General features: G+C 40.0%; 24 protein-coding genes. 23 read left to right on the forward strand and 1 reads right to left on the reverse strand.

Going from position 1 to position 23,618, the window contains the following annotated elements:
- Positions 1-36: 36 nt before the first annotated feature.
- Positions 37-2,349, forward strand: coding sequence for a DNA translocase FtsK (locus HMPREF0519_RS12045; protein ID WP_190870485.1), 2,313 nt, complete (start codon positions 37-39; stop codon positions 2,347-2,349).
- Between the two features lie 139 nt (positions 2,350-2,488).
- Here HMPREF0519_RS12045 and HMPREF0519_RS13455 read toward each other — a convergent pair whose 3' ends face one another.
- On the reverse strand, positions 2,489-2,665 hold the full coding sequence (locus tag HMPREF0519_RS13455) for a DUF4044 domain-containing protein (RefSeq protein ID WP_003555119.1): 177 nt from the start codon (positions 2,663-2,665) through the stop codon (positions 2,489-2,491).
- Between the two features lie 40 nt (positions 2,666-2,705).
- Here HMPREF0519_RS13455 and HMPREF0519_RS12050 point away from each other — a divergent pair, with 40 nt between their 5' ends.
- From HMPREF0519_RS12050 to HMPREF0519_RS12155, 22 genes are all read left to right on the forward strand, one after another.
- Positions 2,706-3,089, forward strand: a complete 384-nt coding sequence (locus tag HMPREF0519_RS12050; RefSeq protein ID WP_003561547.1) for a DUF3397 family protein — start codon at positions 2,706-2,708, stop codon at positions 3,087-3,089.
- Positions 3,090-3,375: 286 nt separating this feature from the next.
- Positions 3,376-3,801 carry a division/cell wall cluster transcriptional repressor MraZ gene (gene mraZ, locus HMPREF0519_RS12055; RefSeq protein ID WP_035463057.1) on the forward strand — a complete coding sequence of 142 codons (426 nt, stop codon included), beginning with the start codon at positions 3,376-3,378 and terminating at the stop codon, positions 3,799-3,801.
- Between the two features lie 41 nt (positions 3,802-3,842).
- The gene (gene rsmH, locus HMPREF0519_RS12060) at positions 3,843-4,790 is read left to right on the forward strand and encodes a 16S rRNA (cytosine(1402)-N(4))-methyltransferase RsmH (protein ID WP_003636601.1); all 948 of its coding nucleotides are present in this window, start codon (positions 3,843-3,845) and stop codon (positions 4,788-4,790) included.
- Between the two features lie 21 nt (positions 4,791-4,811).
- Complete coding sequence (gene ftsL, locus HMPREF0519_RS12065) at positions 4,812-5,189, forward strand: cell division protein FtsL (RefSeq protein WP_003636604.1); 378 nt, start codon at positions 4,812-4,814, stop codon at positions 5,187-5,189.
- A complete protein-coding gene (locus HMPREF0519_RS12070; protein WP_003636606.1) occupies positions 5,186-7,345 on the forward strand; it encodes a penicillin-binding protein in 2,160 nt (719 codons plus the stop codon). Before ftsL ends, HMPREF0519_RS12070 begins: the two co-directional genes overlap by 4 nt.
- A gap of 49 nt (positions 7,346-7,394) precedes the next feature.
- Positions 7,395-8,354, forward strand: a complete 960-nt coding sequence (gene mraY / locus HMPREF0519_RS12075) for a phospho-N-acetylmuramoyl-pentapeptide-transferase (RefSeq protein WP_003561539.1) — start codon at positions 7,395-7,397, stop codon at positions 8,352-8,354.
- A gap of 142 nt (positions 8,355-8,496) precedes the next feature.
- Positions 8,497-9,879 (forward strand): UDP-N-acetylmuramoyl-L-alanine--D-glutamate ligase, encoded by a 1,383-nt coding sequence (gene murD, locus HMPREF0519_RS12080; protein WP_003636609.1) that lies wholly within the window; start codon positions 8,497-8,499, stop codon positions 9,877-9,879.
- Positions 9,876-10,967, forward strand: a complete 1,092-nt coding sequence (murG, locus tag HMPREF0519_RS12085) for an undecaprenyldiphospho-muramoylpentapeptide beta-N-acetylglucosaminyltransferase (RefSeq protein ID WP_003636611.1) — start codon at positions 9,876-9,878, stop codon at positions 10,965-10,967. The genes murD and murG overlap by 4 nt, the downstream gene beginning before the upstream one ends.
- A gap of 121 nt (positions 10,968-11,088) precedes the next feature.
- A complete protein-coding gene (locus HMPREF0519_RS12090; protein WP_003636612.1) occupies positions 11,089-11,919 on the forward strand; it encodes a cell division protein FtsQ/DivIB in 831 nt (276 codons plus the stop codon).
- Positions 11,920-12,026: 107 nt separating this feature from the next.
- On the forward strand, positions 12,027-13,331 hold the full coding sequence (gene ftsA / locus HMPREF0519_RS12095; protein WP_225429158.1) for a cell division protein FtsA: 1,305 nt from the start codon (positions 12,027-12,029) through the stop codon (positions 13,329-13,331).
- A gap of 23 nt (positions 13,332-13,354) precedes the next feature.
- Positions 13,355-14,677, forward strand: coding sequence for a cell division protein FtsZ (gene ftsZ, locus HMPREF0519_RS12100; RefSeq protein WP_003636614.1), 1,323 nt, complete (start codon positions 13,355-13,357; stop codon positions 14,675-14,677).
- A 64-nt stretch (positions 14,678-14,741) separates the two neighbouring features.
- Positions 14,742-15,092 carry a cell division protein SepF gene (locus HMPREF0519_RS12105; protein WP_003636615.1) on the forward strand — a complete coding sequence of 117 codons (351 nt, stop codon included), beginning with the start codon at positions 14,742-14,744 and terminating at the stop codon, positions 15,090-15,092.
- Between the two features lie 33 nt (positions 15,093-15,125).
- On the forward strand, positions 15,126-15,413 hold the full coding sequence (locus HMPREF0519_RS12110; protein WP_040472835.1) for a YggT family protein: 288 nt from the start codon (positions 15,126-15,128) through the stop codon (positions 15,411-15,413).
- 21 nt (positions 15,414-15,434) lie between these two features.
- Positions 15,435-16,229 (forward strand): YlmH family RNA-binding protein, encoded by a 795-nt coding sequence (locus HMPREF0519_RS12115; RefSeq protein ID WP_003636620.1) that lies wholly within the window; start codon positions 15,435-15,437, stop codon positions 16,227-16,229.
- Positions 16,230-16,244: 15 nt separating this feature from the next.
- The gene (locus HMPREF0519_RS12120; RefSeq protein ID WP_003636622.1) at positions 16,245-16,916 is read left to right on the forward strand and encodes a DivIVA domain-containing protein; all 672 of its coding nucleotides are present in this window, start codon (positions 16,245-16,247) and stop codon (positions 16,914-16,916) included.
- A 280-nt stretch (positions 16,917-17,196) separates the two neighbouring features.
- Entirely contained in the window at positions 17,197-20,004 is a 2,808-nt protein-coding gene (gene ileS / locus HMPREF0519_RS12125; RefSeq protein ID WP_040472836.1) for an isoleucine--tRNA ligase, read from the forward strand.
- A gap of 131 nt (positions 20,005-20,135) precedes the next feature.
- On the forward strand, positions 20,136-20,351 hold the full coding sequence (locus tag HMPREF0519_RS12130) for a cold-shock protein (protein WP_035444938.1): 216 nt from the start codon (positions 20,136-20,138) through the stop codon (positions 20,349-20,351).
- 59 nt (positions 20,352-20,410) lie between these two features.
- Positions 20,411-20,956: an NUDIX hydrolase gene (locus HMPREF0519_RS12135; RefSeq protein ID WP_003561518.1), complete on the forward strand. Its 546-nt coding sequence runs from the start codon at positions 20,411-20,413 to the stop codon at positions 20,954-20,956.
- Positions 20,957-20,964: 8 nt separating this feature from the next.
- Positions 20,965-21,255: a hypothetical protein gene (locus HMPREF0519_RS12140; RefSeq protein ID WP_003636628.1), complete on the forward strand. Its 291-nt coding sequence runs from the start codon at positions 20,965-20,967 to the stop codon at positions 21,253-21,255.
- Positions 21,256-21,323: 68 nt separating this feature from the next.
- Positions 21,324-22,025, forward strand: coding sequence for a 5'-methylthioadenosine/adenosylhomocysteine nucleosidase (locus HMPREF0519_RS12145; RefSeq protein WP_040472837.1), 702 nt, complete (start codon positions 21,324-21,326; stop codon positions 22,023-22,025).
- A gap of 6 nt (positions 22,026-22,031) precedes the next feature.
- Positions 22,032-23,201 (forward strand): cysteine desulfurase family protein, encoded by a 1,170-nt coding sequence (locus HMPREF0519_RS12150; protein ID WP_003555165.1) that lies wholly within the window; start codon positions 22,032-22,034, stop codon positions 23,199-23,201.
- Positions 23,201-23,545 carry a DUF1831 domain-containing protein gene (locus tag HMPREF0519_RS12155; protein ID WP_003555168.1) on the forward strand — a complete coding sequence of 115 codons (345 nt, stop codon included), beginning with the start codon at positions 23,201-23,203 and terminating at the stop codon, positions 23,543-23,545. Before HMPREF0519_RS12150 ends, HMPREF0519_RS12155 begins: the two co-directional genes overlap by 1 nt.
- Positions 23,546-23,618 lie beyond the last annotated feature (73 nt).

Here is a 23,618-nt window from a genome sequence, read left to right on the forward strand (position 1 = left end):
TTCTTTGTGAACAATTTAATTATTGAGGAGAAAAAAATGGCGACAAAGAGGACTCGTAAACGTACAACTAAAAAACGAGGTCGCCCAACCAAGGCCAAAAAGCCTGAAACCTTTTTCTCAAAATATGCAGTTAATATTTTGGGAGCGGTGGTGGCCGTTTGGGCATTGTTAGGCCTCTTTCATGCTGGTATTGTTGGAATATTAATGATTAATATTCTGCGCATTTTTGTTGGCATATTATACCCACTAGGGCTGCTGACTTTAATAGTTGGCGGGCTGTGGCTTGCCGGATTTTCTCGTTTGCCCAAGATCAAGGGAAGATATTTTTTGGGAATCGTCATGGTTGTGATCGGCGTTTTAACCTTTATTAGTCTGGTTGAATATGTTCAAACTGCCCAACCGGTTGAGTTTGTAGCCGTAAACTGGGGTAAGTTAACCGATGATATGATTTCCTCGAATACAAATTCCAACATTGGTGGTGGCATTTTATCGGCAATTTGTTTCTATCTTTTACATATGTTGGTTGGAAAAATCGGTGCTGGTATTATCAGTGGCTTATTGGTTGTTGCTGGTGGTTTTGTATTGTTTAATATTTCGTTTGGCAACGTCTTTTTGGCCATTCACAAGACAATCGCATTTATCGGCCATGCTTTTGGGGAAATCCAACAAAAAATACGTTTATTAAGAGTGAAAAAAGAGACAGTTCAACCGGATCATCAAGCAAAACAGCAACCCCTAAAAGAGCAAACTGATGCGCCAAAGGAAGAAAAGGATGTTAAACCCAAGTTTTCGACATCATCTATTACAATTTCTGGAATGCCAGTGTCGGATGAACCAAAAGATGATGTGAAACAGCCCCCAAAAGAGTCTGTCACGGAATCAAAGCCAGAGCAGGACAAGTCAAATGATGTTGATTTGGTAAACGTTCAGGAAGACGATTCCTATAAATTACCAACATCTGATTTATTAACCCAGATGTCGCAGGATGATCAATCCGGTGAATTGAAATCGATTGACCATAACGCAAAGGTGCTTCAAGAAACGCTCGACAGTTTTGGGGTCAAGGCTGAAATTAAGCATGTCAGTCTGGGCCCTTCAGTGACAAAATATGAAATTCATCCTGATATCGGAGTTAAAGTTAGTCGAATTGTTAATTTAACTGATGATATCGCACTTGCACTGGCAGCAAAGGATATTCGAATTGAAGCACCAATTCCGGGAAAATCGTTGGTCGGGATTGAAGTTCCTAACAAAAAGATTGCGACAGTTTCATTTAGAGATGTTGTTGAACATCAACCGGATAATCATGGTCATTTATTGCAGGTCCCGCTTGGAAAAGATGTGAATGGAAATGTGATTGCAGCTGATTTAACAAAGATGCCGCATTTACTGATTGCCGGTTCCACGGGTAGTGGTAAATCAGTCGCAATCAACAGTATCATTACCAGTATTTTATTAAATGCCAAACCAAGTCAAGTTAAATTAATGTTGATTGATCCCAAAAAAGTTGAACTTGGCGTTTATAATGGCATTCCACATTTGCTTAGTCCGGTTGTTTCTGAACCCAAAAAGGCGGCTCGCGCACTTCAGAAAGTTGTTTCCGAAATGGAAAATCGATATGAACTGTTTGCTAAATACGGGCAACGTAAAATTAGTACGTTTAATGAATTTGCGGCGAAAAATAATAAAGAGAATGATGTTAAAATTCAACCAATGCCATATATCGTTGTTATTGTCGATGAATTAGCTGACTTAATGATGACTGTTTCAAATGATGTTGAAGCAGCGATCATTCGATTAGCTCAAATGGGGCGTGCTGCGGGGATCCATATGATTTTAGCAACTCAGCGGCCCTCCGTTGATGTTATTACAGGATTAATTAAAGCGAATGTACCTTCTCGAATTGCATTTGCCGTTTCTAGCGGAATTGATTCCAGAACCATTATTGATACTAATGGTGCTGAAAAATTGTTGGGACGCGGCGATATGCTCTTCTTGCCAATTGACTCAAATACGCCTATTCGAGTCCAGGGTGCTTTTATTCCAGACAAAGACGTTTCCCGAGTTGTTAAGTTCATCACAGATCAGCAATCGGCTGATTACGACGAGTCAATGATGGTTAGTGATGAAGAAATCAAGCAGGAAGATCAGCAGGAATCAGAGGACGATTTATTTGATGATGCACTGGAATTTGTGATTAATGAACAGAAAGCCAGTACGTCGTTACTTCAAAGACATTTTAGAATTGGGTATAATCGTGCGGCCAGATTGATTGACGACTTGCAAAATCGTGGTTATATCGGTCCTCAAAATGGCAGTAAGCCACGAGAGGTTTTCAAAAAGCCTTAGGAGGACGAAAACATTTATGATTTTATCCTGGTTTAAAAATCATCCAACAGCTGATGTGTTGGGATATATGACTGATGGCACAAAAAAAGACCAGCATCGTTTTTGATGTCCAGCCTTTTCCATTGCTTGATCGTTTTGGCTATTGCTGCTCCATAATCGTGATTACAGCTGAAGCTAATAATGAACCAACCGTTGCAATAATCATGATCCATACGAAAGTCAAAGTTATTTTTTGAAATGTTGTTCTCTTTTTACGCGCCAATATTTGCACCACTTTCTGATTATATTCAATAATTAGTCTAACTATCATTATCATTCATTGCAATACGTTTTGTCAAAATTAGGAGGGACGAGCGATGCAATTTCCTTCATGGGCGACCATGATAGCAGTGTTTTTCATGCAATTAGCTGTTCTTTTATTTATTGCCACTGTCATGATCTTAATTCGCAAAAAAATTATGCCCCACAAAAGGGTTAAAGTTGTACCGGTTGACCTGTGGCCGCCATTTATATTATTTTTTATTCACCAATTAAGTGCTTCTGCCGCATCAGGATCGATTATCCCACAAATTGTGATTATTTGGATGACAATTAGCCTGGTCGCGTTGCTTTGGCAAATTTTGACAGATGAAAAAATGACTTTTCGTCGATTCTTTGTTTTATTTTGGCGTTTAAGTGACCTAGTATTGCTTGTTTGCTGGATTTGCACGTTTGTTTATATGATCATTCAAGCAGGTTAGCATGTGTACGAATAGTTGACTATTAATAATATTGCATATATAAACTTATTTAAAATTTGGAATACTGAAAGTTTGAGGAGAAATCTTCATTTTCAGTATTTTTTTATATCATTCCCCACCAATTCTCCACAACTGATAATGCCTATTTTAATAGTCATTATGAGGGGCTGTACCCTTTTATGAAATCGTTTGTGACATTCTTTTTACAAAAATAGGGGCAGTGTGGTTGGTAGTGGGGAATTGTGGTAAAATGTGATTGCAAGTTGAAATAAAAGGGGATGTAGGGATGCTGCTTGGTGAATTTCAGCACAATATCGATGCCAAGGGGCGTATCATCATTCCCGCTAAATTTCGTCAAGATCTTGGTAACAAGTTCGTTATTACACGAGGGATGGATGGCTGCTTATTTGGTTATCCAATGAGCGAATGGAAAAAAGTTGAAGATAAGATCGATTCTCTTTCGATCAACAAAAGAGATGTTCGAGCTTTCACTCGTTTTTTCTTTTCAGCTGCCGTTGAGTGTGAATTTGATAAACAAGGTCGAGTAAATATTCCTAGTATTTTAAGAAATTTCGCAAAAATCGAAAAAAAGTGTGTCGTTGTCGGCGTTTCTAACCGAATTGAGGTATGGAGCGAGCCTGCTTGGCACGCCTTTACAAGTGATGCCGCAGCTCATTTTGATGAAATTGCTGAAAACATCATAGATCTTTAGTCGTTATGACAAAAAATAGCTAACTGAAAAGTGGTGATTGTATGTCTGGCTTTAAGCATGTGACCGTTTTATTGCATGAGGCAGTGGACGGTTTGGACGTTGATCCCAACGGTACATACGTCGATGCAACGCTGGGTGGTGGGGGACACACCACAGAAATTTTAAAAAGAATAGATAAGGGTCACCTTTATTCATTTGACCAAGACGAGGAAGCAATTTCATATAATCAACAGCATCTTCGCCAGTACGTTGAAAATGATAAGTTGACCCTGATTCATGATAATTTTAGAAACATTAAGGTCGCATTGGCTGATCAGGGGATTTCCAAAATTGATGGGATTGTCTATGATCTCGGCGTGTCATCACCACAGTTTGATGAGGCGGGCAGAGGGTTTAGCTATCGTTTTGAAGCCCATCTGGACATGAGAATGGACCAGGATAATCCAGTGGATGCCTGGAAAGTGATTAATGAATGGCCGTATGAGAAATTGGTTCGAATTTTTTATCGATATGGTGAAGAAAAGTTTTCAAAGCAGATTGCCAGGAGAATTGAGCGAACTCGTGAAGATCACCCGATCAATACGACAACTGACTTAGTAACTTTGATTAAAGAAGCGATTCCTGCCGCAGCAAGACGGCATGGCGGTCATCCGGCCAAAAAGGTTTTTCAAGCAGTTAGAATTGCGGTTAATGATGAACTTTCAGCTTTAGAGGATTCATTGGAACAATCACTTGAACTTTTAGCAGTCGGTGGTCGAATCAGCGTCATTACGTTTCAATCGCTTGAAGATCGGCTTGTTAAAACCATGTTTAAAGAAAAGGCATCATTACCAGAATTACCACCTAACTTGCCGGTTATTCCAAAGGAACTTCAACCCAAATATAAGCTTATTACTCGAAAACCAATCATTCCAAATGAAGATGAATTAGCAGACAATCATCGTGCTCATAGTGCAAAATTACGAATCATTGAACGAACAAAAATCTAGTAGAAAGAAGAATACATAAGTATGGCACAAAATAATTTAGCTCGTAACCTTGCCCAAGAGGAACCGCAAACCTACATTTCAACACCAAAACGGGTTCAAACACCTGAAATAGGTGCAAACCAACGTCTGGGATTGAATGCTTTTGAAAAAACGCTGATTGCTTGTGGAAGTGTCATGTTAACTGTGCTAATGTTAGTAGTTGTTTCGTCTAAAATTTCGCTGTCCGATTCGCAGCATCAGCTTCAGCATCTGGATACCCGGATTACGAACATCCACAATAATAATACAAACCTGCAGCAGCAAATTGGGGAGTTACAGAGTAGCAGTCGGCTTCAGAAAATTGCTAAAGAAAACGGCATGTCTCTTTCCAATGGAAATATAAGGAATGTTACTAAATGAAAGACCCATCTAATCGCTCTAAAGAAAATTTAAAAGCCCGAAAAAATCGAAAGCTCGTTGGAATCTCACTGCTTTTGATTTTTTTCATTGTCTTTTTTGTCCTTTCTCTACGTCTGGTCGTGATTGCAGTCGGCAAAAACGTGAAACACGTTAATCTGAACGAAAGAGCAGAGAAATTATACAATCAAACACAGACTTTAAAGGCCAAGCGCGGCACAATTTATGATGCAAACGGGGATCCGATTGCTGAAGATACCAGTACATATTCGCTTTATGCGGTTCTTGATAAGAACCAACGCGGCCTGAATGATAAACCGCTGTATGTCGTTAATAAGGCCAAAACGGCTCGTGTTTTATCGAAGTATTTACCAATTACTCAAAAAAAGGCCCTGAAGATACTATCACCAAAGGACGGTCATCCATTTCAAGTTGAATTTGGCAGCGCCGGTACTAACATTTCTCTCATTACGAAGAAAAAAATTGATGCTAAACATCTCGCAGGGATTAACTTTGTCCAACAACAAGCACGTCTTTACCCTAATGGTGTCTTTTCGTCTAATTTGATTGGGGTAGCCACCTCACAAAATAATAAAAAGACCGGTATGTCTGATTTGGTAGGACAAATGGGAATCGAACAGGCTTTTAATAAACAGTTAGCCGGAACTAACGGGTTTAGGAATGCCGACTATGACGTTTATGGTTACAAACTACCTGGTAAAAAACAGAAGGAACGTAAGGTTAAAAACGGCGACAACATTTATACAACAATTGATTCCCGAATTCAAACGTTATTGGAAAGTGAAATGAATTCGGTTCAATCCCAGGTTCACCCGGCATCTTTGAATGCGATTTTGATGGATGCCAAGACTGGAAAAATTGTAGCCGAGTCTCAACGACCAAGCTTTAACGCTGCTACTTTATCCGGTATTGGCAAGGCTTGGACAAATACATTTACATCCGATACATTTGAACCTGGTTCTACAATGAAAATTTTTACGTTATCCGCTTCAATCGATTCCGGCCATTTTCACGGAAATGATACTTATGAATCCGGTCGTTATTCAATAGACGGCAAGATTGTACCCGATTGGGACACGGCCGGTTGGGGATATATCACTTACAATAAAGGGTTTGCCCTTTCAAGTAACGTTGCTATGGCACATTTGGAACAACAAATGGGGCCCAAGACATGGAAAAAATATATTCAAAAATTCGGCTTTTTAAAATCAACCGACTCCGGGTTGCCAAATGAGTTGACGGGGAAAATTCAGTTCAATTATCCTATTGAGCAAGCCGATACGGCATTTGGTCAAGGAATTGAAATTACGCCGATTCAAATGATGCAGGCTTTAACTGCGGTATCAAATAATGGTAAGATGATGAAGCCGTACTTTATTTCTAAGGTAACGGATCCCAATACGGGTAAAACGGTTAAAAAGTATGGTCCTAAAGAAATCGGAACACCGATTCGATCATCAACCGCAAAAAAAGTCCGTGATCACATGCAGGATGTTGTTTATAAATCTTATGGTATTGGGCAGGATTATAAGATTAAAGGCTATCGAGTTGCGGCTAAAACTGGCACGGCACAGGTAAGCAACGGTAACGGTGGTTATGCTTCCGGCGATGACAGCTATCTTTATTCGGTAGCAGGGATGGTTCCTGCTAATAATCCACGTTATGTGATGTACATTACGATGAAGCAGCCCAAACTAACCGGTACCAAAACAGCTACCCAGTTGATGGCGGAAATTTTTAAACCGGTTATCGTTCGGGCTTTGCAAAATTCTAATACCAAGCAGACGGTGGTTAAGAAGCAAGTACCTTCTGTGACCTATCAAACAACAACGGAAGCTAAAAAAGTATTGAACGAGAAAAACTTTGAAGTTGTATCGATTGGTAACGGTGGAACAGTTATCAAGCAATCGCCAACAGCGAACACAACACTGGCTGAACGAAAGCGAGTCTTTATTCTGACGAACGGGACGTGGAAAATGCCTCGAATTATTGGCTGGAATAAAAAAGATGTTGCTGAATTTTGTCAATTAACCGGATTGAAACTAGAATCTACGGGTTCTGGATATGCAGATAGTCAAAGTATTAACTTTTCGCAAACAATAAAAAAGGGCCAGACACTAAAGGCCAATTTTGAATAAAACAAAGAAGTTGTTTTAATATTATGGTTAAGGATGGGATTGAAAGAAAATGGGGAATTGGTTAGTCTCATCAATCGGGGCATTTGTCATAACAGCACTTTTTATGCCCAGTTTGATTAAGTATTTTAGAAGTAAACATGAAGGCCAGATGATTCGTGAAGAAGGTCCAAGATGGCATGAAAAGAAGTCTGGGACACCAACCATGGGTGGTATTCTATTCATTATTGCAATTGTGATTGCCGATTTAGCGGTTGCAGGATTTCAGGGTGGGTTAACACCGACGTTATCAATTCTGCTGTTTGTTTTGATCGCTTATGGATTGATTGGTATGTGGGATGACTCTATTAAGCTATTCCGTCGCCAAAACGAGGGGTTGAAGGCATGGCAAAAACTGCTGGGACAGATTATTGCTGCAATTGTTTTTTCAATTGTCTATAGCCATGAGGGCTTTCCAATGGCTATCAAAATACCATTTGCTTCAGATTGGCGAATTGGATACTGGTATATCCTATTCATTGTATTCTGGTTGGTCGGCTTTTCTAATGCGGTCAATTTGACCGATGGTCTTGATGGGTTGGTTTCCGGACTCGGAACCATTTCCTTTGCGGCTTACGGTATTATTGCGGCTGTTCAACATCAAAACGATGTTGCAATGTTCTGTTTTACCGTTGTCGGCGGACTATTGGCTTTCTTCATTTTCAACCACAAACCTGCTAAGATTTTCATGGGTGATATGGGATCTCTGGCCTTAGGTGGCGTGCTTGCGTGTGTTTCAATACTGGTTCATCATGAGTTTTCACTCTTGGTTATCGGTATTATTTATGTTCTTGAAACGGCAAGCGTTATGATTCAGGTTGCTTCATTCAAACTAACCGGAAAGCGTGTTTTCAAAATGACACCCATTCATCATCATTTTGAAATGTGTGGTTGGTCTGAATGGAAAATTGATATTGTTTTCTGGAGTATTGGATTGATTGCAGCGGTAATCAGTATGATAACGATTGTTTAAGGGTTGGGGTAAGACTGAGGTTTTACTACCGACCTCTTTGAGTATCTATTTTTAAATCTAAAAAATAAAATATGTTAATAGCTGAGATAAATAAGTTAATTGATGTTTTAACTTCTTAGGAACAAAAGGGGATAAATTCAGGATGAAAATGATTGATGATTATAAAGGCAAGAGAATTCTAGTTTTAGGAGCTGGAAAAAGTGGCACACATGCAGCCGAGTTATTACAGCAATTAGGTGCAACAGTTGTTTTAAATGATGCCAAGCCAAGTGATCAGCTTCCGGAAGTAGTCGAGTTGGAAGACCGGGGTATTAAGACGATTACGGGAAAGCAGACTGCTGATATTTTGGATAATCATTTTGACCTGATGGTTAAGAACCCGGGAATTCCTTATGATAATGAGGTTGTTGCCAGAGCTGTCAGTGAAAAAATGCCCATTATTACCGAGGTTGAATTAGCGGCTCAAATGACCGATGCCGAAATTATCGGTGTTACCGGTAGTAATGGAAAAACAACAACAGTTACAATGATTACTAAAATTTTAAACGAAGAACGTAAAAAGGGACATGCCTATGCAGCAGGAAATATCGGGGTCTCTGCCACTGAAACGGCTTTAAAATCAACAGCAGATGATACGATAGTCATGGAATTATCCAGCTTCATGCTTCTTGGAATTAAAAAATTGCATCCTCACGTTGCTGTTTTAACGAATATTTTTTCGAATCACTTGGACTATCATAAAACTCGAAAAAACTATGTTAATGCTAAAATGCGTATCACAATGAACCAAACACCGGATGACTTTTTTGTTGTTAACTTTGACTCTGATGAGTGGCGACAGTTAAGCAAACGATCCAGAGCTCAGGTTGTCCCGTTTGCCCGTACGTCTGAAATTGATCGGGGCGCCTACGAAAAAAACGGCAAATTATATTATAACGATGAATTTATTATGAATGCTGACGATATTAAAGTCCCAGGTCAGCAAAATGTCGAAAACGCGCTTGCTGCAATTGCGACCGCAAAGATTTTGGGGAAATCTAATCTGGCAATTACAAATGTTTTGGAGACGTTTACGGGTGTGCGTCATCGAGTTCAGTTTGTATTGGAAGCTGATGGCCGCAAATTCTATAATGACTCCAAAGCTACTGACATTGAGGCGACTCAAATCGCACTTGAGGGATTTGACCATCCCATTGTACTCTTGGCGGGGGGGTTAGATCGTGGCTATACATTTGATAAAATGGTGCCACAATTTAAACAGCACGTTAAGGCCGCTGTTTTGTTTGGCCAAACAGCTGACTTGCTGGAAGAATCGTTACAAAAAGCCAGCGTTAAGAATATTACCAAGGTAGATAATTTAGACGAAGCAGTGCCAGCTGCTTATCATTATAGTGATTCTGGAGACATCATTTTACTGTCGCCTGCCAATGCCAGTTGGGACCAGTTCAAGACATTTGAACAACGTGGCGATGAATTCATTAAGGATGTTGAGAAATTGACGCATAAGCAGGAGGAAAAACAATGAGATTAATTATTTCCGGTGGTGGTACTGGCGGTCATATTTATCCTGCTCTTGCGATTATTGAAGATTTGATGAAACAGGAGCCTGATTCAGAGGTGCTATACGTTGGTTCTGAACGTGGCTTGGAAAGCGCCATTGTACCGAATCAGGGGATTAAATTTGTCGCTTTACGGATTCAGGGATTTAAGCGGTCATTGTCTTTGGAAAACTTAAAAACGGTCGCGTTGTTCCTAAAAAGTGTCCATGAATCAAAAAAAATGATTAAAGATTTTAAGCCGGACGTCGTCATTGGAACAGGAGGCTACGTTTCAGGAGCAGTTGTTTACGCAGCTGCTAAAGCACATGTTCCTACAATTATTCATGAGCAAAATAGCGCCGTTGGTTTGACAAATCGTTTTCTGAGCCGATACGTTGATAAAATTGCAATTGGTTTTCATGAAGCAAAGGCCCAGTTCCCGAAAGAAAAAGTTGTTTTTACGGGAAATCCGCGTGCACAGCAGGTCGCTCATATGCAAAGCAATTTCAAATGGTCGTCAATTGGCCTGAAAGATGATGAAGCAACGGTACTGATTTTTGGCGGCAGCCAGGGGGCACCTGCCATCAACAATGCCGTTATTGCATCAGTCAATGAATTTAATAAACGTACCTATCAGGTCGTCTTTGTGACAGGTCAAAAGCGCTTTGATGGTGTTATGAAGAAATTGGGCAAGACTAAAATTAAGGATAACATCAAAATTTTACCGTATATCAACAATATGCCACAGGTACTTCGCAAGGTTGACTTGATTATTGGTCGTTCGGGTGCAACGAGCATTGCGGAAATTACCGCTTTGGGTATTCCGGCAGTTTTGATTCCCAGCCCGTACGTTACGGCAGATCACCAGACGAAGAACACAATGAGTTTGGTCACAAGGGGAGCTGCATTAATGATTAAAGAAGCCGATCTTAATCCTAAAAATTTATTAAAGGCGATTGACCAATTAATGCATGACTCGGATGAACGTGAGAAAATGTCAGAAAACTCAAAGAAACTGGGCGTTGTCAATTCAGCTGACCAAATTTTGGATATTGCACGTGGATTGATAAGATAACCGGACTTAGGGTGAGCAGTGATAAAATTAATTTGTTTGACAGAATTAAATTTGTGAGATAAACGGGGAATCCGCGATTAAATCATTTTGATTAAGTCACTTGCTGACAAGGGGGACAACTATGGGCAGGAAAAACGATCATGATGAGGAGCCGACGCCTTGGCAAAAAGCTTCCGGTCAATCTTCTTTGGGGACTAATTCCCCAAAGAAGAAAATTAAGCGTCGGCTCGTTAAAGACTATCAAATTCGGAACTTTAGACGAATGTGGCCATTTATTATAATATTTCTGATGATCATTTGTGCCATGGGATTCTTGATCTCTCCAATCAGTAGAGTTAAAAGTATCAAAATAAGCGGTAACGAAATTGTCAGTATTAAGCAGATTAAGCATTACTCTCCTGTCAAAAAGGGGATGTCCCTTTTTGGTGTTTGGGGTAAAACGGATAAACTTGCTGGGGAATTAAAAGATCGAAGTCAAAGAATGCAGTCTGTTAAGATTAACCTCGTTAACTTCAATCGAATCCATATTAAAGTTGAAGAGTATCCGACAATTGGTTATCTTTATACCGATGGAGGATACCAGCCTATCTTAAAGAGTGGGGTTATTATTAAGAATAAAGTGCTTAATCCTCGTGATGGATTTCCGGTTTTGAAAAAGTTTAAGAATCCCAAGACGCTTCGGCGAACGATCAGACAATATCGGCGGATCAATCCCCCGGTTCGAGCTGCAATTAATACGATCAGTTATTCACCGGTTAAAAGCAACCGGGATCGGGTATACTTACAAATGAATGATGGCAATAAAGTTTTTGCATCAATTTCCAGTTTTGGTGACAAAATGGATTATTACCCAAGTATTAATGCAAAGCTGAAAGTTAAAAGCATCATCAATTTGGAGGTTGGGGCATATTCTTATCCGTTAACGAAGCATGAATCAAAAGTTAAGTCGTAAGAATACAGGTGATTATTAGCGTCAATTAGGCTGTTTCCGTCGTTATCATTGTGTTAAACTTATGTTATGTTCAGAAAATATTCTAGATGTGGAGGTTCCTTACATATATGGATAATTCGGGTTTATATGTGGGACTTGATATAGGAACTACCTCAATAAAAGTAATTGTTGCAGAAAAAGTTAAAGGGCAACTGAACGTTATTGGTGTGGGGAATGAGCCTTCTAACGGTCTCAGCCGTGGCGTGATCGTTGATATAGATCAGGCCGCTGAAGCTATTAGGAGTGCAGTAAGTCAAGCTCAAGAAAAAGCAAGTATTGAAATTAAAGATGTTATTGTCAGTGTTCCGGCGAACATTTTGCGAATTGAAGATTGTAACGGGTTGGTCACTTTGGATGACCAATCTCGTGAAATTACGGCCGAAGATGTTCGAAACGTAGCGGTGTCTGCATTAGGTACCAGTTTGCCTCAAGAACGCGAAGTTATAGACATTCAACCGGAAGAATTTATTGTTGATGGCTTTGACGATATTAAAGATCCTCGGGGAATGGTCGGTGTCCGCTTAGAAATGCGCGGGAAACTCATTACAGGATCAAAAGGGATTATGCACAATTTAAAAAAGGCGGTTGAAAAAGCCGGCTTGAACATTATCTCCACGGTTTTGACGCCGTTAGCAGAAGGCCATGAAATTTTGAATGATGGTGAACAAGATTTTGGTACCATCATTATTGACCTCGGCGGTGGCCAAACAACCGCTTCGGTTATTCATGACCACCAATTAAAGTATGCAACTACTGATCCCGAGGGTGGCGAGTACATTACAAAAGATATATCAATTGTTTTAAATACTTCAATGGAAAATGCTGAGAAAATTAAGCGAGATTACGGATATGCTGATTCACTGCAGGCATCGGCTGATAATCAATTTCCAGTAGACATTGTTGGCCAAGCTGAGCCAACCTACATTGATGAAAGATACTTAGCTGAAATTATTGAGGCCCGTCTAAGTCAGATTTTCGATCGAATTAAAAGCCGACTTGATCAAGTTCAAGCACTTGAATTACCAGGTGGAATCGTTTTAACCGGTGGCGTTGCCGCACTTCCGGGAATTGCTGAGTTGGCGGCTGATCAATTCAATACGAATGTCAGAGTTTATATTCCAGATCAAATGGGGCTGCGGCATCCGTCGTTTACAGCTGGACTGTCCCTTGTCTCATATTTCTCAGATATCTCGGATGTTGAAATGATTGTTCGTTCAGCCGTTGGTGCTACATCAACAAAAGTTCCAAAGCTAACAGACCCGCAAGATGCTCAAGTTCCTGTGTCGAGTAAATCAGACAAGCCGAAACGAAAAACACAGAAGAAAAAACGTGGCGAAGGAATCAAAAATTTCTTTAGCGATTTCTTTGATTAGCACTTAAACGGAGGTAAATAATTATGGAATATTCACTTGATTCCACCGAAAATCACGGTGCAGTAATTAAGGTCATTGGAGTTGGTGGCGGTGGTAGTAATGCTGTTAACACAATGATTAGTTCAGATGTAAAGGGTGTAGAATTTATTGTTGCAAACACGGATGTCCAGGCGCTCTCTACATCTAAAGCAGAAACAAAAATTCAACTCGGACCCAAGTTAACAAGGGGATTGGGAGCAGGCTCTAATCCGGAAATAGGTGCAAAAGCCGCTGAAGAAAGTGAACAGGAATTATCCGAAGCACTTGAAGGCGCAGATATGGTTTTTGTAACTGCCGGAATGGGCGGTGGTACCGGTAATGGTGCAGCACCGATTGTAGCTAAAATTGCTAAGGATCAGGGTGCATTGACGGTTGGGGTTGTTACTCGTCCGTTTTCTTTTGAAGGTCCTAAACGCAGTAAATATGCTGATGAGGGTGTTTCACAGTTAAAGGATAATGTAGATACACTTATTGTCATTGCAAATAATCGCTTATTGGACATGATTGATAAAAAGACACCTATGATGGATGCCTTTAAAGAAGCTGATAACGTTCTTCGTCAAGGCGTTCAAGGTATTTCAGATCTAATTACAAGTCCGGGATACGTTAACTTGGACTTTGCTGACGTTAAAACAACTATGCAAGATCAAGGTTCGGCATTAATGGGTGTGGGAGCTGCTAATGGTGAGGATCGAACGAAGAAAGCAACTGAAAAAGCAATTTCATCACCATTACTTGAAGTTTCCATTGACGGTGCCGAGCAGGTACTGTTGAACATTACGGGTGGACCGGACCTGTCACTATTTGAAGCTCAGGATGCCTCAGATATTGTTTCGCAAGCGGCAACCAGTGATGTTAACATTATCTTTGGGACATCAATTGACGAATCACTTGGAGACGAAGTGCGGGTAACTGTTATTGCAACAGGTATCGATAAGAAAGCAGCAGAACAGGGGAGATTGGAAACACGTCGTACGCGGACGGCTTCACCTTCTGCTCGACCACAATCCAGTGCACATCCCCGTCAATTTGATGGTCATCGTAATTCTTCCCAGGAGACTACTAATAGCAATTCAAGTGCTAATGATAGTCATACTGATCCTTTGGGAAACTGGGATATTCGTAAACAGCCAACTACTGCCCGGCCATCTGTTCCAGAAAATGAAGAGTTTAATGACGTTGAAAAAAAGGATTTTGATCCGTTTCAGCCTGACGTCAATTCAGATAAATCGGGCAAAACTGATAATGATAATTCACAGGATGATATTCCACCGTTCTTTAAGCACCGTCGTCGTAACAATAAATAACAAATTTCAGTTAATGTAAAGACGGCGCTTATTTGAGTATGGTGAAATTCGAAAGGAAACAAACATGTCAGAAAAGTTTAATTTTGCGAATTTTTTTGGAATGGAATCGGATAAGCCGAAGAATGAGGATGCGAAACTAGTGGATAATGTTGTGCCTTTAACACGAAAAGATTTAGAAACTAACCGTAATATTGTGGTTTTTGAACCCATCAATTACACAGATGTTGACACCATTGCTCAAAGGTTATTGGAAGATAACGCTGTTATCATCAAACTCGGTAAGCTTGATATTAAATCTGCTGAAAGAATGGTTGATTTCTTAAATGGTGTTTTGTTTGCAATTCATGGTACTATTAATCGTCTTGATAAGAACATTTTTATTTGTTCACCTAAAAATTTTAAGGTCACTAAGTAGCTAAGTTTTAAACAAGAGATAAGGGGTATTTTATTGGTATCTGTAATCGCGTCTATCGTTTGGTTATTAAATAAGCTTATCAGCATTTATATGCTGGCAATTGTTATCTATGCATTGATGAGTTGGTTCCCAAATGCTTATGGTACTGCATTTGGTCGCTTTCTTGGCCGAACTGTTGAACCGTTTGAACGATTGTTCAATTTTGCGTCCGTTGGGATGATCAGTTTTGCGCCTGTTGTAGCACTGGTTGTGTTATCCCTAGTTCAGGGTGGTATCACTTATTTGGGGAATCTCATTATTGGATATGGTTATGGGTATTAGTTAGAAGAGGGGTATTTAGTGATGGCTGTTGATGCAAACGTTTCTCAACATTTTCGACCTGATGAAGTGCCGTTTCTTGAGTCAATTGACCATTTAAGTGGGCAGGTTGAAAATGAATATCGGCCTATTTTGACTGAGTTTTTAAATCCCAGACAACTCTATATTCTTGAATCAATCATTAATCGTCATGATGGCATTCATTTCTCAACTTACGGTGGTTATTCAGGTGCTGAGTTGCAACGGGCAATCGTCTATCCTGAGTATTTTACGCCTAAGACGGATGATTTCCGCATCACTGCGTTTGAGATTGATTATCCAAGTAAATTTGCGACACTGGCACATGGAAAAATATTGGGATCATTGATGGGTGTCGGTATTGAGCGAAATGTGGTTGGTGACATTATTACGGACGGTCTTAAATGGCAGTTCATGGTGCAATCCGAAATGGCAGATTATGTCAAAGCTCAAGTTGATCACATTGGCAAAATTAAAGTCATGCTTGAAGATATCTCACCAGAAGGGGTCATTGCACCCGTTGATGAAAGTGAAACGTTAACAACAACTGTTTCTTCTCTCAGAGTTGATGCTCTGATTAGTGATGGTTTTCATATTTCTCGCCACCATGCTAAAGAATTAGTCGATACTGGTGATGTTCGGATTAATTGGGTTGATACGACGAGGCCGGATTTTGAATTATCGACAAAAGACATTATTTCTGTGCGGGGATATGGACGACTTGTCATCAAAGAAATTACCGGAATGACGAAAAAAGATAAAATTAGGATTATCATAAGTGTGTATAACCGGAATAAATAGGAGGATTGGTTCATCATGGTATTAAGTCCACAGGATATTCACAATAAAGAATTTTCAACGAAATTGAGAGGGTACAATATCGACGAGGTCAATGATTTTCTTGACCAGATCATCAAGGATTATCAGATTATTTTGGAAGAAAATAAGGATTTGAGATCTCAATTGAGTGAATCGAAAGATAAACTCTCGTATTTCAATGACCTGAAGGACTCGTTGAACCAGTCAATTTTAGTTGCCCAAGAAGCTGCTGATAAGGTTAAGAGTAATTCGAAAAAGGAAGCCGAGATTACAAATCGTGAAGCCCAAAAGAAGGCTGATGACATTGTTAAAACCGCTGACGAAAAATCGACTCAAATTCTTGAAGAGGCTTCTAAACGTGCTAAAAAGCTGGCAATTGAAACTGACGATCTCAAGAAAAATACTCGAGTATTCCGTCAACGACTTGAGGTTATGCTTGAAAGCCAATTAGCGGTTATTAAGGGCTCTGACTGGGATCACTTAGTCGAAGATGGGCCTACGACAACCTATGAAGATATTGAAAAAGTTGTTGGAGATCTTGACAACCCTACAAATTCAGATGTAGAATCAGAAAACAAACAGGGTAATAATGCTGACGCAGTTGAAAGTACGCCGACAACCGATGATAAACTGCAAACAGTTGTCATTTATCCTGACAGTCAAAAATAATAATAATTAAATCGATCAGAGACCAGAAATTAATCAACCGAAACATTAGCGAGCTAAAGATGGTGAAAGTTTAGCAGTCACCGGTTGTTTAACAGATCAGCTCTATTACATATCGATTGTTATAAAGAGATAGGATTATTAAATCCTAAAATTGGGTGGTACCACGAAGATTTCGTCCCTTGGGCGGAATCTTTTTTTGTATCGTTTGATCTGTCAGGGTGTACAAATAACGGTAGTTTATTACGCTATTACTTTTAAAATGGAGAAAGGGAGTCAAATAATGCGGGTAAAAGACACTTTAAACTTAGGCAAAACGAAGTTCAAAATGCGTGGTAATCTTCCTGTAAAAGAAGTGGAACGTCAAAAGGCATGGGAAGAAAATCGTGTCTACGAACAACGACAAAAATTAAATGAGGGCAAACCAAGTTTTGTTCTTCATGATGGACCTCCATACGCTAACGGAGATATTCATATGGGACATGCGATGAACAAAATTTCTAAGGATATTATTGTTCGTTACAAATCAATGACCGGATATCGGGCACCTTACGTTCCCGGTTGGGATACACATGGCTTACCAATTGAACAAAAATTAACCCAAGCCGGTTATGATCGAAAGAAAATGTCGACCAACGACTTCCGAAAGCTTTGTCAAGAATATGCGATGAAGCAGGTTCAACGCCAAATGGATGAGTTTAAACGTCTTGGCGTCTCCGGGGATTGGGATCATCCCTATCTCACATTGCAGCATGAGTTCGAAGCTGCCGAGGTTCGTGTCTTTGGGGCATTTGCCAAACGTGGCTTGATTTACAAGGGTAAAAAGCCTGTTTATTGGTCATGGTCATCCGAATCTGCGCTTGCTGAAGCAGAAGTTGAGTATCATGATGTTACATCACCATCTGCTTTCTATGGCGAAAAAGTCACTGACGGTAAGGGTGTTTTGGAAGAGGACAATACATTTATGGTGGTTTGGACAACGACGCCTTGGACAATTCCAGCGTCGGAAGGGATCACCGTAGATGCTGATTTTGATTATGCAGTGGTTCAACCTGAAGATGATGAACGAAAATTCGTCATTGCCAGTGAACTGCTTGAAAAAGATGAGAGCCTATTTGGCTGGAAAAATGTCAAAATTGTTAAGACAGTTAAGGGACGTGATATGGAAGGCATCCTTGCTGAACATCCATTTGACCATAGTCGAAAACTATTAACAATGTTAGGTGATTTTGTTACGTTGGATGCCGGTACCGGACTTGTTCATACCGCTCCCGGATATGGTGAAGATGACTTTAATATTGGTCGGAAGTATGGATTGGATATCTTTGCACCCGTTGATGATCGTGGGTATTTGACTAAAGAATCAGGCGAAGATTTTGCTGGAGTCTTCTATGAAGATGCTAATAAAATCGCGTTGGATAAGTTAAAAAAGGCTGGTCTGTTATTGGATTACATGCCGTTGAATCATAGTTACCCATTCGACTGGCGTACTAAGAAACCGATTATTTTCCGAGCAACGCCACAATGGTTTGCTTCTGTTGATAAAATTAAAGATGATATTTTAAATGCTATCGAAGATGTGACCTTTTACCCTGATTGGGGAAAAGTTCGTCTCTCCAATATGATTAAAAATCGTGGCGATTGGGTCATTTCCCGACAACGTGTTTGGGGTGTGCCGCTTCCGATTTTCTATGGTGAGGATGGCGAAGCAATTATTACTCAGGAAACAATTGACCATGTTGCTGACTTGTTTGCCAAATATGGGTCGGATGTCTGGTTCGAACGTGAGCCCAAAGACTTATTACCAGATGGCTTTACCAGTGAACATTCACCAAACGGCAAATTCACTAAAGAAAATGACATCATGGATGTTTGGTTTGATTCTGGTTCATCGCACCAAGGGGTCTTGGCAGCTCGTCCAGAGTTGACTTATCCCGCAGATATGTACCTTGAAGGTTCTGACCAGTATCGTGGTTGGTTTAATTCAAGTCTGATTACCAGTGTTGCCGTTTCAAATAAAGCACCGTATAAATCAATTGTCTCACAAGGTTTCACGCTTGATGGTAAAGGCCATAAGATGAGTAAATCTTTAGGTAATACGATTGCACCAATTGATATTATCAAAAAAATGGGCGCTGAAATTGTTCGTCTTTGGGTAACATCTGTTGATACATCAGCCGATGTTCGAGTTAGTCAGGAAAACTTTGTTAAGATTTCGGATGCTTATAAGAAGATTCGAAACACAATGCGATTCTTGTTAGCAAACACGTCTGACTTTGATCCAAAGACAAATGCAGTTGCGTTTGATGAAATGGAAAGTCAAGATCAGTACATGACTGTTTTGCTTAATAAGTTTCTTGGTGAGGCTCGTGATAGTTTTGAGCAGTATGACTTCTTGACTTTCTATAAGAAATTCCTGAATTTTGTGACAACCGATTTATCGGCTTTCTATCTGGATATGGCAAAGGATATTGTTTATATTGATAAGAAGGATGGTCATAAACGTCGCTCAATGCAGACAGTTATGTATCATACTGTTACGACATTGACCAAGCTGATGACACCGGTTCTGCCGCATACAGCCGAAGAAATTTGGGGATTCTTGAAAGAACCTGAAGACTTTGTTCAATTGACTGATATTCCCAAGCAACAGCATTTTGACAATGAGGCTGATATTTTGGAAGAATGGACCAAGTTTATGACTTATCGGGATGATGTGCTTAAGGTTCTGGAAGAGGCGCGTGATGCCAAAGAGATTGGCAAGGCATCAGAAGCATCGTTGACAATTTACGCGACAACCGAAGTGAAAGATCTTTTTGAATCGTTAAATGTAGATCTTGCAACGGTTCTTCTGGTTTCCCAGTTGACAGTTAAGGACTTTACTGATGCACCGGATAATGCAACGAAGTTTGATAGTGATGGCTTGGCACTTCTGGTTGAGCCGGCAAAGGGTAAAACATGCGAACGCTGTCGTTTGGTTCGAACTGACGTTGGTTCCGATAGTGACTATCCTACTTTCTGTCACTCTTGTGCTGAAATTGTTCGTAGTGAATTCCCAGAAACGGTTGCTGAAGGTTTTGAAGCTAAATAATCAGAATCATTTAACAATTTGAAAAACTGTTTTAAAACTAAGTGTAAACCAGTACAATTAAGAGGTTGAGGCCAGGCAAATGTCTGGACAGCCTCTTTTTTGATTTGAAGATGCTTCAGGAGGAATTTAAAATGCTTTATGGAAAAGTAAAAACGTATAATGCTAAAAACGGTTTTGGATTTATTACACAGGATCAGGGAGACAATCTGTTCTTTTTTAAGAATGCCTTTCATGGTGAAGACTATTCGCGGATTGTTCCAGGGATTCGTGTGAGCTATGTTGTTGTTGAAGGCCAAAAGGGGCCACAGGCTGCTAAAGCACAAATTGTGGAAGAAGCGGGTGAATAATTGCATTAAGGACTGAATGTTTGTAAAATATATTTATTAATGGAAAATAGGGTGATCTTGTGGATTTTGAAGAACATGTCGTTGATTCTCAAAACATTTATGATGGTGCAATTATCAATGTTGAAAAACAAACAGTCCGGTTGCCAGATGGTCAAACGGCTTTTCGAGAAATTGTTCATCATTCCGGTGCTATTGGTGTTTTAGCGCTTACCAAAGACAATAAGATTATCCTGGAAAAGCAATGGCGAGCACCTGTTGAAGCAACAACGATTGAAATCCCCGCAGGAAAAGTGGATAATCGCGATACAGACTTTCATCACGCGGTTATTCGTGAACTAAACGAGGAAATTCGATATACACCAAAGCACGTTGAAGAGCTTTTTGGGTTTTATTCTTCCGTAGGCTTTTCGGATGAATACATGAAATTGTATCTCGCCACTGATTTAGAACCTGTTAAAGATAAATTGCCCAGAGACAAGGGGGAATTTTTGCAAATCATCGAAAAGACGTTGGATGAAGCTGTTTCAATGATTACAAATGGTGATATTAAAGATGCAAAAACAATTATGGCAATTCAGCACTGGCAATTAATGCAAAGTAGGTGATTTTTTAAGTGGTAACCGATGATAAAAAAGAATCCAAAGCCCTTACAAGAGAACAATATCGAAAACTCAAGCAGCAAGAGGATGACGATTTTAAACAACGGGACAAAAAAAGAGTTGAAGTAGAGCGAGCTTATGCGAGGACACATCAACAAAATCCCGGCGATGATGCTGCCATTGCAGATGCCAATCAATTCAAGACGCACAGATGGCATAAAATTAATAGGCGGCTAAATTGGACGATTGGCATTCTAGCTGTTTTGATTGTCATTGTTTACTTGGTTCTTTTCTTTGTTAATTAAATTTTTAATATGATTTACAAATTATAAAAATACCGACACTATACTATTTTAGTTTAAGGAGAATGATCATGACTTACGGCGTTATATGCGCAATGGATGAGGAACTTGCTATTTTAAAAGAGGCATTGGTAAATGAATCTGCTCAAAACTATGGTCAGATGAATTTCTATACGGGTCAAATTCATGGACAGGATGTTGTACTGGTTAAATCAGGCATTGGTAAAGTTCAGGCTGGCATTACAACATCAACGCTGATTAATGAATACCATGTTGACGCGGTCATTAATTCCGGTTCTGCAGGCGGAATTGGCGATGGATTGTCAATTGGCGATATTATTATTTCAACAGAAACGGCTTACCACGATGTTGATGTGACTGCATCAAACTATAAGGTGGGCCAATTACCAGGATTTCCGGCCAGGTTTGAAGCATCCAAGGATTTGGAGGACGCTATCGCGCAAGCAGCTAAAGAAAGCGGCGTGACTGCGCATTTTGGTTTAATTGTGTCAGGTGATCAATTTATTGCAGATTCCAAACGGATTCAACAAATTAAGGACAACTTTCCAGACGCGTTATGTTCGGAAATGGAAGGGGCTGCAGTCGGTCAAGTTGCTTTTCAAAATCATGTCCCGTATGCCGTGATCCGGGCAATGTCTGATGTTGGGGATGAAAATGCCGAAGTTAGTTTTGATCAATTCATTATTACGGCCGGTAAAAAGTCCGGTCAGATGTTGATTGATTTATTTGAGAACGAAGCAGCAAGGAAGTGAAAAGACTTGGAAGAGATTTATTTAGATAATGCTGCAACGACCAGAGTTTCAGATGAAGTTTATGCAGAATTAATGGACAAGTATAAGAATGTTTATGGGAATGCGTCGACGCTTTATGGGCTCGGGCGCCAGTCCAAAGAGGTTATGGAACACGCCAGAGAAGTGATTGCCAAGTCAATTAACGCGGACCCCGAAGAAATTGTTTTTACAAGCGGTGGTTCCGAGAGTGACAACACCGCAGTGATGCAAACGGCTTTTGCGCGTCAGTCTTTGGGAAAGCACATTATTACGACTGCAATAGAGCATGAAGCCATTTTAAGGCCCATGCAGGCGTTAGAGAAGCTGGGCTTTCGAATTACCTACTTGCCAGTTGATCAGTACGGAAACATCTCCTTGGACGACTTTAAGGCGGCGTTGGACGATGATACGATTCTGGTTTCGATCATGACAGGAAATAACGAAGTCGGTTCCGTTATGCCGATCCATGAAATTGGCGAGATTTTAAAAGATCATCAAGCATGGTTTCATACAGATGCCGTTCAAGCATATGGGTTATTAGATATTGACGTCCAACGTGATCATATTGATTTATTGTCAACGTCTGCACATAAAATTAACGGCCCAAAAATGATTGGGTTTTTATATCGTCGAACAGGTGTTAACTTCCCAAGTTTAATTAAAGGTGGCGATCAGGAGACAAAACGCCGTGCAGGTACTGAAAATGTGCCGGCAATTGCTGGCTTCGCCCGTGCTGTTGAGACGATTACCAGTGAGGAAAAGGCACATCGTCAGGCTAAATATCTAAAATTCAAAAAGTATATTGCCGATAAATTAACAAAAAATGGCATTGACTTTGACATTAACGGTCAAATTACCGAGGACAATTTAAACCACGTTTTTAATATTTGGCTAAAGGGAATTTCAACCTATGTGATGCAAACTAATCTGGACTTGGCAGGAATTGCTGTATCTGGTGGTTCGGCTTGTACAGCGGGAAGTATTGAACCTTCCCATGTTTTGGTTGCAATGTATGGTAAGGACAGTCCGCGTATCAGTGAATCGATTCGAATTAGTTTTGGGCGTTACAACACGTATGAGGATTTGGACAAACTGGTTGCTGCGATTACCCAAACGGTTAAACGTTTAAAAAATAAAAATAGGGAAGTGAAACTGTGATGGCTTTTTCCACAACGGCTAAGGTGAGTGGTGATTCGCATGCTTACGAACTGAATTCTGAAGTGAAGAAATATACGTTAAAAGACTTGGGATTTACGGAGACCAAGGCTGGTAATTATTCTTTAGAACGTTCATTAGACCCTAATTCTCCTTACGGAACCGGGTATAAATTTAAAATGATGGTTTCTAAAGGACTGGACGGTTTTCGAATGTCCATTACAACGGGAAATGGACTGCAAAAAGTTAATATTTTTAAAAATTCTGAAACACAAGAAAGTGTTGATCAATTCAATTTCTTGATTAATAATTTGGTTGATCGAGAAGTCTTGAAACGAACGGATTAGGTAAGGATGCTTTGAATTTTTAAATGAAACTCAGTTAGGCAACCGGTTAATATCGGCTTGCTAGCTGAGCTTT

The organism is Lentilactobacillus hilgardii DSM 20176 = ATCC 8290, assembly GCF_000159315.1.
In the GTDB taxonomy this organism is placed as follows: domain Bacteria; phylum Bacillota; class Bacilli; order Lactobacillales; family Lactobacillaceae; genus Lentilactobacillus; species Lentilactobacillus hilgardii.